The following is a 13,171-nucleotide window of genomic DNA, read 5'->3' as shown; positions in this document are numbered from 1 at the left end:
CCAACCCCATGCTCCTGCTCGACCGCCAAGCCTGGCTGTTCTCGGTAAAAACCTTCCTGGCCGCCCTCGCCGCGCTCTACATCGGCCTGGCCGGCAACCTGTCGCGCCCGTACTGGGCGATGGCCACCGTCTACATCGTCACCCAGCCGATGCTGGGCCCGACCCGCGCCAAGGGCGTGTACCGCATCGTCGGCACGCTCATTGCCGGCGCGGCCACGCTGTGGATGCTGCCGCACCTGGTGGAAACCCCGCTGCTGCTGAGCGCGGCAATGTCGCTGTGGCTGTCTGCATGCCTGTTCATTGCCCTGCTCAACCGCGGCCCGCGCGGCTACGCCTTCCTGTTGGCTGGCTACACCACCGCGTTCATCGGCTTCCCGGCGGTGACCTCGCCGGACACCATCTTCGACACGGTGGTGGCGCGCAGCGAGGAGATCATCCTGGGCACCGTGGTGGCGGTGCTGTTCGCCTCGTTGTTCTTCCCGACCTCGGCGCGGCCGATGCTCAACACGCGGATCCGCAGCTGGATGGGGGACGCAGCGCAGTGGTGCCGCCAGATCCTGCTGCGCGGGCAGGCGCATGGTCCACGCAACCGTCTGGCCGCCGACCTGGTGCAGTTCGAGGCACTGATCGAATTCCTGCGCCGCGATGATCCGCGCCACGCAGGCGCAGCAGTGTCCATGGAGCGCCTGCGCGAACGCATGCTGCTGATGCTGCCGGTGCTGTCGTCCATTGCCGACCGGCTGGGGGCGCTGCGCGCCGGCGGTCGCGCGCTGCCGCCGGGACTGGAGCCGCTGGTCGACGATATCGCGCACTGGCTGGAACAGCCGGGCCGCTCCAGCGCCAGCGAGTATGCCGCGCTGCGCGCGCGCATCCTGGCGCTGAAGCCGGCGGTGGATGGCGAGCTGGACCACCTGCTGCTGGTCACCCTGCTGCTCCGGCTGGAGGAGCTGGTGGACCTGTGGCAGGACTGCGCCACGCTGCACCAGGCCATCGAGAACGGGACCGCGCCGCGCGACGTTGCCCACTACCGGATCAACGCCAAGCGCCTGGGCGCCAGCCGCCACGTGGATTACGGCATGGCGCTGTTCTCGGCGGCCAGTGCCGGCGTGGCGCTGATGACCTACTGCGCGCTGTGGATCGGCCTCGGCTGGGAAGGCGGCGGCAACGGCGCGATGATGGCCGCGGTGGCCGCCGCGTTCTTCGCCGCACAGGACGACCCGGCGCCGAGCATGCTGCAGTTCCTGCTGTGGGCGATCGTGGCCAGCCTGGTGGCGGCGGTGTACCTGTTCGGCGTGTTCCCGGCGGTGCACGACTTCGGCAGCCTGGCGCTGGTGCTGGCGGTGATCTTCCTGCCGCTGGGGCTGCTGCTGCACCGACCCAAGACCGCGCTGATCGGGCTGCCGCTGACGGTCAACCTGGTGGCGCTGCTGAACGTGCAGAACACCTACAGCGCCAATATCCAGAGCTTCATCAATTCCTCGGTCGCGATGTTCATCGGCATCGGGTTTGCCGTGGTGATGACCCGGCTGTTCCGCTCGGTGGGCGCTGAATGGACCGCCCGCCGCCTGGTGCGCCAGGGCTGGACCACGCTGGCCGAAGCGGCCGAGGGCCGTGGCCAGCAGGACCGCCAGCAGTTCGCCGCGCGCATGCTCGACCTGTTGGGACTGCTCGCCCCGCGCCTGGCGGCCACCCCCGAAGGCAGCGACATCGCCTCGGTGGACATGCTGACCGAGGCGCGCATCGGCCTGAACATCCTGCAGCTGCGCCGGGCACGGCATGGGCTGCCGGCGGCGAGCATGCAGGCGATCGAGGCGATCCTGGACGACGTGGCCGCGCATTACCGCGCCCAGGTGGCGCTGCGCCGGCCACAGCCGGCGCCACACGCGCTGCACGCCAAACTGGAGGCCTCGCTGAAGCGGGTGCAGACGGTGGAGGCCGGCAAGGCGCGTGATGAAGCGCTGATGGGCGTTCTGGGGCTGCGCTATGCGCTGTTCCCGGAGCAGCCGGCGGTCACACAGGGGGGAGTATCCTGACGCCCTGCATTCCTGCATGGAACAAGGTAATCCCAATGAGTTACGACGTGATGGTGTTCGACCCGGCCGTGGCGCCGCGCGAAGCGGAGGCGTTCCTGCAGTGGTACAACGCGCAGACCGAATGGAACGAGAAGCACGAGTACGACGACGCCGCCGTCTCGGTGCCGGCGCTGCAGGCCTTCTTCACCGAACTGGCCGAAGACTTCCCGCCGATGGACGGCCCGCTGTCCGATGACGAGGATGACCGCCCGCAGGTGACCGACTACAGCATCGGCACCCATATCATCTATGCCTCGTTCGACGACGAGGTGGCCGAAGACGCCCATGGCCAGGTGCAGATCCTGGCCAACAAGCACCAGATCGGCTTCTTCGATGTCAGCGGCGACGGTGCGATCGTGTACCCGGACGGCACCGTGCTGATTCCCGGGGAAGAAGAAGAAGGCGACGCCTGATTCTGCAAGCGGCGGTAGCGCCCTTCCCTACCAGAGTTCGCCTTGGGCGGGCGCTTCAGGTGCAGCCGGGCAAGGCCCGGCTCTGCCTTCCAGCCGCTGCGCCAGCCCGGACAACCGGCTGGCATGCCGCGCCAACGCGGCCTGCATCACCTCTGCACTGCCCAGCACATGCAATGCCTGCCGCGCGCGGGTCATGCCGGTGTACACCAGCTCGCGCGACAGCACCCGGTTGTCGCGCCGGGGCAGCTGCAACCAGACCTCATCGAATTCCGAGCCCTGTGCCTTGTGCACGGTCATGGCGAAGGCACTCTCGTGGGCGGGCAACGCGGCCGGATGGAAGGCGCGTGGCTGCTCCGGACTGTCGCCAGGGAACCAGGCCAGCATCGCGCCTTCGCGGCTGCGCAGGCACAGGCCGATGTCGCCGTTGAACAACCGGTGCCGGTAACTGTTTTCGGTGATCAACAGCAACCGGCCATGGAAGTAACGCGGGCCGCTGCCCGGGCGTACGCTGCCGGCCAATGCGGCCTCGATCCGCTCGTTGAGTCCGCGCGCCCCCTGCGGTCCCTCGCGCAGCGCGGTGAGCAGGCGCAGCCGACCGGCCTGCGCCAGCGCCTGCACCGGATCGTCGGCTTCGCCCAACCCGCGCCAGTGCGCCAGCAGGGTGTGCCGGTGCTGCAGCAGGGGGTCGACCTGGTCTTCGTGGAACGCCACGCCGGCCAGGCTGCCGCCGCGCAGCAGCTGCAGCGCGGTGGCGCTGTCGCCCTCGCGCACCGCGCGCGCCAGCGGCGCCAGGTCCAGCGCATCGCTCTGCCGGTACCCGCGCTGCAGCTGCACGCGGCGACCGGCGAACGCGCGGGGCGGGGCCAGCGGCAGCAACGCAGGGCCGGCCAGCAGCGGGCGCAGCGCGGCCGCGTCATCGGCCTGGGTGCCCAGGCCGTCGCCGCTGGCCTGCAGGATCGCGCTGAGCACGTCGCCGGCTTCCACCGACGGCAGCTGGTCCGGGTCGCCCAGCAGCACCAGCCGGGTGCCGCTGGCCACCGCTTCGACCAGCTTGGTCATCAGCGGCAGGTCGATCATCGAGGCCTCGTCCACGACCACGATGTCGTACGGCAGCGGGTTGTCGGCGTGGTGGCGGAAGCGTGGCGAATCGGGAATGACGCCGAGCAGCCGGTGCAGGGTCGCCCCGGTGGTCGGCATGGCCTCGGCCAGGTCGGACGCGACACCCACCAGGCGCAGCCGCTGCAGCGCCTGGCGCAGGCTGTCGGCCATGCGCTCGGCGGCGCGGCCGGTGGGGGCGGCCAATGCTACCCGTGGCAGGGCCGCACCGGCCTGCTGCGCCTGCGCGGCCAGCAGCACCAGCAGGCGCGCGATGGTGGTGGTCTTGCCGGTACCGGGGCCACCGGTGACCAGCACCAGTGGATGGCGCAGCGCCACTGCCGCCGCGCGCGCCTGGTGGTCGATGCCCTCCAGCGCCTGCGGGAACAGCTGGGCGAACAGCGTGGCGAGCCCGCCCGGATCGTGCGCCGGCAGAGAATGCGCGGCGATGCGCTGCAGGCCGAGTGCCAAACGGCGTTCGTATTCGCGGTAACGGCGCAGGTACAGCAGACCGTGTTCGAGCACCAGCGGTGCATCGGCGGCCAGCACGTCGTCGCTGTCGGGCGATGCCACCCACGGCGAGGCACGCAGCTGCGCCCGCCATGTATCCGGCGAAGGCCAGTCCAGCTCGGCATCCACCAACCGCCGGGGCGCTGCCGGGTCGACCCCGGCGTGGCCCTGCGCCACCGCCAGCGACGCCAGCGCGGCGGCGGCCAGCACCGCATCCGGCGTCTCCGGCTGCAGCCGGCGCAGGCTCTGCGCCAGCGCATGGTCGAGCGTGCGCAGGGTGCCCTGCTTCAGCAGTGCGTCGAGCAGGCTCATGCCTCACCCCGCGCGCGTGCCACCAGTTTGGCGTGCTTCCCGGGGCCGCCTGCGAACAGTGCATCCATCGCCTCGACCAGGGCCGGGGCAAAGCGCTGCGCATGCACGCCCGGTGCGTCGGCGCGTCCCGCTTCCAGGCCGCGGCAGAACAGATAGCGGATACCGCCCAGGTCGCGCTCCTGTACGTAGTGGCTGCCCAGACGGAAGCGCAGCCAGCGGTGCAGTGCCACGGTGTAGATCAGGGCCTGCAGGTCGTACTCGCTGCTTTGCATGGCGGCTGCCAGGCGCGGGGCGTCGTAACCGGGCAAGCGGTTGGATTTGTAGTCGAGCACGTACCAGCGTCCGTCGCGCACGTACGTCAGGTCGATCTTGCCGGTCATCAGCCCCTCGAGCTGGCGTCGCGTGCCAAAGCCGCGGCGGTCCGGCACCAGCCCGTGGTGGTGCAGCAGCTGCAGCAGCGCCGGCACCGCGGTGGGCTGCATGGCGAAGTGGAACTCGATTTCGGCCCGCCTGTCGTGCAGCGGCACGCTGTGCAGCGCGCCGCCTTCGGGCAGCTGCACGGTCAGGGTCTGGCCGACCAGCGGCACCAGCACCGCCACGCCGTCGTCCAGGTCGGCATCGCCGTAGCCTTCGCTGCGCAGCGATTCGCGCAGCACCTCGGCCTCATCGCCCGGTGCCGGGTCGCCCGCGTGCCAGTCGGCCCAGCGCGCGAAATCGGTGTTCTCCAGCGCATCGTGCAGCACGTTGCCGAAGCGGCTGCCCATGAAGCGCGGGTCGATCTCCTGCTGCGGCTCACCGGGGGCGGGCGGTTCTACTTCCAGCGGCAGTTCCGCGCCGGCCGGTTCGTCGGCAGCCGGGGCTGGCGCTTCGGTGGCCACCGCGTCGGTGTCGTGGCCGGCGTCGGCGTGCGCCAGTTGGGTGAAACTGTAGACCCACCAATCGTGTGGCACCCGCCGGGTGATGGCGCGCACCGGCGGCAGTTCGCCTTCGCGCTGCACCGGCAGCTGCGTCGGACGCGCCTCGACCGGGCCTTCGATGACCGCGATGTCCGGGTGCGCGCGCAGCGCGTCGAGGTCGGAAAGCATCGGCGCCAGGCGGGTCTTCGCCAGCCCGGCCAGGTCGCCGGCCGCAATCCACAGCGCATGCTCGGCGCGGGTCAGGCCGACGTACAGCAGCCGCGCGTCTTCGGCGCGCTGTTCCTGCGCGCTGCTGTCGCTGGCCGCCCGCCAGGCGTCGTCCTTGTCCAGCTTCCAGTGCAGCTCACGGCCGTCGGCGGCGTACACCGTGCAGTGGGAATCGGTAGTGCCGCCACCGCTGTCGATGCCCACGAACGGCAGGTACACCAGGGGATACTCCAGACCCTTGCTTTTGTGCAGGGTGATGATCTGCACCCGGCGCGCATCCGATTCCAGCCGCAGCAGCTGCTGTTCGTCGTCCTGGTCGGCATGTGCCATCTGTACCTGCAGCCAGTCGAGCAGGCCGTGCATGCCCAGCGCCTGGCCGGCGGCCTGCTGCAGCAGTTCGCCCAGCTGCAGGTAGTTGGTGAGCCGGCGTTCGCCATCCAGCAGGCCCAACAGGCGTTCGGCGTGTTCGGCGCACAGGTCGGCGATGACCGCGAACGGGCCGCCCCGCAGCCAGCGTTCGCGCCACAGCAGCAGCCGGGTCTGGAACGCGCGCTGCGGGTCGCCGTCGCGCTCCATCGCATCGATGGAGGCGGCGTTCTCGCCCAGCAGCACGGTCGACAGCGCCGCGCGCAGGCGGCCCTCATCGGCCGGTTGCAGCAGCGCCAGCAGCAGCACCCGCAGCTCGCGCGCTTCCGGCGTGGCGTACAGGCTCTGCTTGCCCGCCGCCACCGCCGGAATTCCCACGGCGCTGAGCGCGCGCTGGATGCGGGTGGCTTCGTGGTGGCGGCGCACCAGCACGGCGATGTCGCCGGGTTGTACCGGCTGGCCACGCAGCAGCGCACGGCCTTCGCGGCCGTCCAGCAGGACCTGGTGGATGGCGGCCACGCAGGCGTCGGTCGCCTGCTGGCGCGACGGGTCGGCCTTGAGGGCAGCACCGTCGTCGCTGCGCAGCAGGCGCAGGGTCAGGCCCGGCGCAGGCGCGCCATCGCGCAGGAAGTCGACGTCGCTGCGGGTGCTGCCGGGCAGCACCGGTTCGAAGGCGATGTCCGCTTCCAGGAACGCGCGCTCGCCGGCCGCGTCGTACAACGCCTGCAGCGCGCGCAGCACCCCGGGACGCGAGCGGAAGTTGCGGTTCAGCGCCGGCGCGGCCACGGCCTGGCGCTTGGCCTTGAGGTAGGTGTGGATGTCGCCGCCGCGGAAGCCGTAGATCGCCTGCTTGGGGTCGCCGATCAGGAACAGCGCCGGCGCCAGGCCGGCATCGCGGGTTTCGGGCGAATCGCCGAACACGCGCTGGAAGATGCTCCACTGGCGGTCGTCGGTATCCTGGAATTCGTCCACCAGCGCAATGCGGTACTGGGCACGCAGCTGCTGCACCAGTGCCGCGCGGTGCGGGCCTTCCAGCGCCGCGGCCACCCCATCGATCAGATCGTCGTAGGTCTGCACGCGGCCGACGCGCTTGAGTGCCTCCAGCCGGTCGCGGGCCTGCCCGCGCAGCTGGTGCAGCAACAGCACCGACTGCTGGCGCAGCCACTGGTCATGGGCATCGGCGGCGTGCCACCAGGCCTGCAGCGCATCGAACACCGGCGAGGCCGGGCACTGGCCCTGCTGGTCGTCCCTGCAGAACCCGAGCAGCGCTACCGGCAGCAGCTTGCCCAGGTGCGAGGTGTCGCTGCGCGGCCAGGCTTCGGCCGCACGGCCGGCATACAGTTCGTCGAAGGCCTTCTCGAAGCTGGGGCGACGCGCGCGCCGCCCATCGAAGACCTTGCGTTCGAAGGCCTGCGCGATCTGCGCGTGGGCCTCCTCCACGTGCGCGTCGATGGCCCGCCCCAGGGCGGCGGCCGCCGCCTGCAGGCGGGCACCGGAATCCTCCAGCAGGTGCCGGGGCAGCGGCGGCAGCAGTGGCAGCGGCGCGATCAGCGCGCGCAGGTCGCGCGCCAGCGCATCGGGCGTCGACCACAGCCGGGTCAGCGGCTCCACCGTGGCCGGGTCGTTGGCATGCACGCGCCACAGGTCGGCGGCCAGCTGGTCGTGCAGTTCGCGTTCGCTGGGGAGCAGGGTGGGCGGATCGAAGGTGTGTCCGCTTTCCAGCGCGTGTTCGCGCAGCACGCGGGTGCAGAAACCGTGGATGGTGAAGATCGAGGCGAGGTCGATCTCGTCGGCAGCGGTCTGCAGCCGGTGCGCCAGCGCGGCAGGGGTCTCCTTGCCCAAGGCCAGTTCGCGCTGCAGCAGGTAGCGGGTGAGCTGCACCTCCGGCGGCTCGCCGGTGGCCGGCACGCGTGCCAGCAGCTGCGCGGCCAGCGCCAGGCGCTCGCGGATGCGCTTGCGCAGCTCCTGGGTGGCCGCGTCGGTGAAGGTCACGGCCAGGATCTGGCCGATCCGGTAGCCCTGCTCCACCACCAGGCGGGTGAACAGCGTGGCCAGGGTGAAGGTCTTGCCGGTGCCGGCGCTGGCCTCGATCAGGCGCACGCCTTCCAGCGGCAGCGAGAGGTAAGGGTCGTCGTGCAGCGCAAGGTCGCTCATGCCGCCGCTCCTTCGTCGCCGAAGCCCGCGAAGACCCGGCCCTCGCGCACTGCGCTGAACACCACGAAGCTGGTGTGCAGCAGCTGTTGGTAGCTGTCTGCCGTGGCGAAGGGATCGCAGCCGCGCAGCGCCAGCTGCATCGCATCGCCGCTGGCTTCGCCCCAGCGGCGGTCGCCGCCGTGCCACTGCGCCCAGGCTTCGCCCTCGCGCTTGGCGACCGGGGCGCGGTACAGCGTCCACGCGGTGTACGGCCCGTACAGCAGCGGTGCGCGCATGCCGTCGCGGTGCAGCTGCAGCAGCGCCTGCAGGGCGGCCCTGGCCGCAGGCACCGGCAATGCGGGCAGCACGTGCGGCCCTACCCCGTCGTCGCCGCCGTCGTGGAATTCGACCAGCGGCAGCGCATCGCCGGCGGCGTTGGCCAGCAGCCAGTCCAGTCCGTGGCGGATCGCGGCGGGGCCATTCAGGCTGCCGGCACGCAGGCGCACGATGCCCTGCGGGTGGATGTCATCCACCCGACCATGCAGGCGCAGGCCATCAATCTCCACCTCGTAGCGGCGGCTGTCGGCACTGCTGTCATCGCGCCACTGCGAGAGCGCGAGGGCGTACGGTCGGGTCTGCGCCTGCAGCGCGGTGAACTGGCGTTCGCCCAGTGCGCCGGACGGCAGCAGTGCGCGCGCGCGCAGGCGGGCGTACAACGGCGTGTCGTCGCCCTGCAGGGTCGCCTCGATCACCGCATGCTGCAGCAGGCGTTGTTCCAGCCCGCGGGCCGCCAGCACCAGTGGCTCCAGGTCGTCGGCGGTGGTCAGGTCGTCGGGCAGCCGCACCCCGAGCCGCTGCGACAGGAACTGCCCGGCCGGGTCGATCAGGAACCGGCGCAGCGCGTCCAGCGACAGCTCGGGCGCCGCCTCATCCTCCAGCGGCGCCAGCGGCTGCTCGAACCACGGCGGCGGCGCGCGGCGCGCGCTGCCCAGCGAGCCCGCCGCCGGGTGCCATTGCTGGCGGTAGCTGAAACGGCGCGGCTCGTCGCCGCCACCGAAGGCGGCCGGCGAGAACGGCTGCAGCGAGTGGCGCACGGTCAGCTGTGCAACCGCCGCTGGCGGATCCTGGTGGTATTCGGCCGCCGCATCGATCAGTTCGCTGACCAGTACCGAGGGCTCGCGCGTGCTGCCATCGCGCGGATCGGCGCCCAGGTAGCTCAGGTAGAACACGTCCTGCGCCGACGCGAACAGCTGCAGGAACAGGAAGCGGTCGTCCTCACGCAGCGAACGGTCGCCATGGCGGCGCTTGTCGGTTCCCAGTTCGGCGGTGAGCTGGTTGAGCCCGGCGGCCGGGTCGCGGCGCGGGAAGTCGCCATCGTTGAGGCCCAGCACGCAGATCACCCTGAACGGCAGCAGGCGCATGGGCACCATCCGCCCGAAGCTGATGCCGCCGGTAAGCAGCGGCGCGCGGGTATCGGCTTCGCTGAGTGCCCCGGCAAAATGCGCACGCACCACGTCCGGCGGTACCGTGTCGGCGAACCCGGCGCGTTCGGCATCACGGGCGAACTCGTTGATCAGTTTGCGCAGCCGCTCCAGCGCGCGCTGGCTGCTGGCCGCTTGCGGGGCGTCGGGCAGCAGCGCGTCGAGCAGCGCCAGCAGGCGCTGGCGCCACTGCGCCGGGGTCAGCGCCTCGCCCAGCGCGCGCTGGTATCGGGCCAGCACCCGCATCACGCCCAGCAGGCGGTCCAGTGCATCCAGCGCGCTGCCTTCCAGCTCCGGCCACGGCGCCACCCCGGCGATGTCACCGTCGCTGCCGCTGGCATGGCCAAGCAGCAGGCGATCCAAGGCGAACTGCCAAGTGTAGGCATCATCGTCCGGCGCCTGGTGCTGGGCGCGGTGGGCGGCGTTCAATCCCCAGCGCGCGCCGGCCGCCTGCAGCCAGTCGTGCAGGCGGTCGAACGCAGCAGCGTCCAGCCCGGCCGATTCGGCCAGCGGTGCGCTGGCCAGCAGGTCCAGCACCTCGTTGAGGCCGAAGCGCGACACCGGCAGGCCGAGCAGGTGCACGAACACATCGGCCAGCGGTTCGCCGGTCAGCGGGCTGGTGTCGGCCAGCGCATAGGGAATGTGGTCCTCGCCGCCGCTGCGGCCACCGAACACCGCTTCCAGGTAGGGCACGTACGGGTCGATGTCCGGCGCCAGCACCGCGATGTCGCGCGCCTGCAGCGGTGGGTCGAAGCGCGGGTCCTGCAACAGCGCGCGCAGCTGGTCGTGCAGCACCTGCAGTTCACGCAGGCGGGTATGGCAGGCGTGTACCTGCAGGCTGGGGTCGTTGCGCAGCAGGTGGGGGCGCAGCGCACCTTCGGGGGTGGCGCGGCGATGGAACAGGTCGCGCTGCAGGCGATGCAGCAGGCTGTCGGACAGGCCGCCGTGGGCCATGTCCGGGCGCGCGTCCTCTTCGGGGTCGTCGTAGGCGGCAATCTCGCCGGAGGGGTGCACGACTTCGTAGCTGCCCAGCACCGCCATGAAGTCGCGCCCGGCCGCACCCCACGCCTGCAGCAGGCGGTTGTCGTCAGCGCCACTGCCGAACGGGTCGGCCGCGCCGCTGCGCAGGCGCCCGCCCAGGGTCTGCAGGTCGCCCCAGTACGAGCGCGTCGGGGTCGGCATGTAGAAGTGCAGCGTGCCCACCCGGGCCTGGGTGGCGATCACGCGCAGGACATCGGGCGACACGTTCAAGGTGGCGAAGGCGAACAGTCGCGGCGGCAGCCCCGCCGGCAGCGGCCGCGCGGCGCCTTCGAAGCCCTCCAGGTACGCGTGGATGCGCCGCGCGCGGTACTGGTGGCCGCTGCCGATGCGCCGCCACAGGATCGCCTGCGGGTCGTGCGGGTCGGCGCCGGCCTCCCAGCGCAGCAGCCAGTCGCGGCGCCACGCCTGGTACTTTTCGAAGACCGACGCCAGTTCGCCGGCCAGTGCCCAGGGTTTCAGCGGGTCCGGCCGGGACAGGTACGCCTGCAGCGCGCGCAGCGGCGGCTGCGACATCACCGCTGGATCGGTCAGCGCGGCATACACCTTCCAGTGCATCGCGGCGGCAGTGAGGTCGTCGTGCTCCCCGGGCACGTTGGCGTTGAGCGCGTGCGCCACGAACTCGCCCGGGGTCAGGAACGCCAGGTTGGCGGCAATGCCATACTCGGCAGCCAGGGTGGACTGCAGCCAGCGACGCATCGCCACCTGCGGAATCAGCACCACGTCCGGCTCCAGGATCGACTGCCCGGCCACCGGCTCGCGCAGCGTCCGGGCCAGCAGTGCGGCCAGTACGTCGAGCGAATTGGAGTGGTAAAGGCGGAAGTCTGAAGCGGGGTCGGTCATCGCGGCAGTGTGCCGCAGCGCGGCGCCAATCTCGACCCTCCCTGATAACGGGCGGAGCGCCGATGTCGCCAGCGGCCCATTGGGGGAGGCAACGCTACGCTCTGTTTCACCGCATGCTCCCCCTGGAAGCGGCGCCTGCGGGTGGGCGTGCGACAATACTGCACGGTCCAGTTCGGTTTTGTTCAGCCGCTGACCACGATCTTAGAACGTTGGAATTTTGTTAATGGCAACCATGACGGCTTCCGAAGAACCTCTGGTGCAGTTGAACAACGTGCGGATCGACCGCGGCGGTCGCGCCATCCTGCGCGACGTTTCGCTGTCGGTACCGCGCGGCAGCATCACCGCCGTGCTGGGTCCGTCCGGGAGCGGCAAGTCGACACTGCTGGCCGCACTGACCGGCGAACTGCGCCCGGTGGCCGGCACCGTGACCCTGTTCGGGCAACCCATTCCGGCCAGCAGCAGCGCGCTGCGCGCGATGCGCCGCAGTGTGGGCGTGCTGCTGCAGGGCAATGGCCTGCTCACCGACCTGACCGTGGCCGAGAACGTGGCGCTCCCCCTGCGCACACATACCCGACTGCCGGCACCGGTACTGCGCCGGCTGGTGGACATGAAGCTGCATGCGGTGGGCCTGCTGGCCGCCGCCGACGCGTGGCCGCGCGAGCTCTCCGGCGGTATGGCGCGGCGCGTGGCGCTGGCCCGCGCGCTGGCACTGGATCCGCCGCTGATGATCTACGACGAACCGCTGACCGGGCTGGACCCGATCGCCAGCGGCGTGATCATGAGCCTGATCCAGCGCCTCAATCACAGCCTGGGGCTGACCAGCATCATCGTCAGCCACCATGTGCATGAAACCCTGCCGATCTGCGACCAGGTGATCGCCATCGCCAATGGCGGGGTGGTGTTCCAGGGCACTCCGGCCGCGCTGGAATCCAGCCCGGACCCGCTGCTGCGCCAGTTCCTGCATGGGCAGCCGGACGGCCCGATCCCGTTCGATGCCGCGCCACGCGCGAAGGTGGCTTGATGCCGTTCGTTGAAAGCACCCGCTCCCTCGGCCGCGCCGGCCTGTTCTCGCTGACCGTGCTGCGCGGTTCGCTGCCGACCGCCGATTTCCTGGCCGAGCTGACCCGCGAGATCTACAAGGTGGGCGCGCGTTCGCTGCCGATCATCGCCGTGGGTGGCGCCTTCGTCGGGCTGGTGTTGACCCTGCAGGGCTACCGCACGCTGACCACCTTCGGCGCGGCCGATGCGCTGTCCACCCTGCTGGGGCTGTCCCTGTACCGCGAACTGGCACCGGTGCTGACCGCATTGCTGTTCATCGGCCGCGCCGGCAGCTCGATCGCGGCCGAACTGGGCCTGATGCGCGCCACCGACCAGATCAAGGCGCTGGAGCTGATGGCGATCGACCCGGTGGCCAAGGTGGTGGCGCCGCGTTTCTGGGCGGCGGTGCTGACCGTCCCGCTGCTGACCGGCATCTTCTGTTCGCTGGCGATCAGCGCCAGCTACTTCGAGGCGGTGCACGTGCTGGGGCTGGACAATGGCGTGTTCTGGTCGGCGCTCAGCAACAGCGTGGATTTCTGGGACGATTTCGGCGTGGCAATGCTGAAGTCGGCCATTTTCGGCGGCACCGCCGCACTGGTCGCGTCGTATGTGGGGTTCCACGCCGAACCGACCATCGAAGGCACCTCGGTGGCGACCACGCGCGCAGTGGTGAACGCCTCGCTGCTGGTGCTGATGTTCAACTTCGTGCTGTCGGCCATGCTGTTCCGCTGACGCGACAACGCTCT

At 70.9% G+C, this 13,171-nt stretch carries 7 protein-coding genes; 4 read left to right on the top strand and 3 right to left on the bottom strand.

What is annotated here, in order from left to right; translation table 11 throughout:
- Positions 1-8 precede the first annotated feature (8 nt).
- Together ACIGII_RS10255 and ACIGII_RS10250 are read left to right on the top strand one after the other, a co-directional pair.
- Entirely contained in the window at positions 9-2,033 is a 2,025-nt protein-coding gene (locus tag ACIGII_RS10255; RefSeq protein WP_399637459.1) for an FUSC family protein, read from the top strand.
- Between the two features lie 35 nt (positions 2,034-2,068).
- A complete protein-coding gene (locus ACIGII_RS10250) occupies positions 2,069-2,485 on the top strand; it encodes a hypothetical protein (protein WP_399637405.1) in 417 nt (138 codons plus the stop codon).
- Between the two features lie 27 nt (positions 2,486-2,512).
- Here ACIGII_RS10250 and recD read toward each other — a convergent pair whose 3' ends face one another.
- From recD to recC, 3 genes are read right to left on the bottom strand one after another with little or no spacing between them, the layout of a single operon-like run.
- On the bottom strand, positions 2,513-4,402 hold the full coding sequence (gene recD / locus ACIGII_RS10245) for an exodeoxyribonuclease V subunit alpha (protein WP_399637403.1): 1,890 nt from the start codon (positions 4,400-4,402) through the stop codon (positions 2,513-2,515).
- Positions 4,399-8,046, bottom strand: a complete 3,648-nt coding sequence (locus ACIGII_RS10240) for a UvrD-helicase domain-containing protein (RefSeq protein WP_399637401.1) — start codon at positions 8,044-8,046, stop codon at positions 4,399-4,401. Before ACIGII_RS10240 ends, recD begins: the two co-directional genes overlap by 4 nt.
- A complete protein-coding gene (gene recC, locus ACIGII_RS10235) occupies positions 8,043-11,387 on the bottom strand; it encodes an exodeoxyribonuclease V subunit gamma (protein WP_399637398.1) in 3,345 nt (1,114 codons plus the stop codon). Before recC ends, ACIGII_RS10240 begins: the two co-directional genes overlap by 4 nt.
- Positions 11,388-11,619: 232 nt before the next feature.
- Between recC and ACIGII_RS10230 the strand changes: the two genes are divergently transcribed.
- The gene (locus tag ACIGII_RS10230) at positions 11,620-12,408 is read left to right on the top strand and encodes an ABC transporter ATP-binding protein (RefSeq protein ID WP_399637456.1); all 789 of its coding nucleotides are present in this window, start codon (positions 11,620-11,622) and stop codon (positions 12,406-12,408) included.
- Entirely contained in the window at positions 12,408-13,157 is a 750-nt protein-coding gene (locus ACIGII_RS10225) for an MlaE family lipid ABC transporter permease subunit (RefSeq protein ID WP_145480424.1), read from the top strand. Before ACIGII_RS10230 ends, ACIGII_RS10225 begins: the two co-directional genes overlap by 1 nt.
- Positions 13,158-13,171 lie beyond the last annotated feature (14 nt).

This window comes from Stenotrophomonas sp. NPDC077420 (assembly GCF_044543385.1).
Taxonomy (GTDB): domain Bacteria; phylum Pseudomonadota; class Gammaproteobacteria; order Xanthomonadales; family Xanthomonadaceae; genus Stenotrophomonas.
The sequence above is the reverse complement of the archived record's forward strand: the minus strand, read 5'-3'. Positions and strand labels throughout refer to the sequence as shown.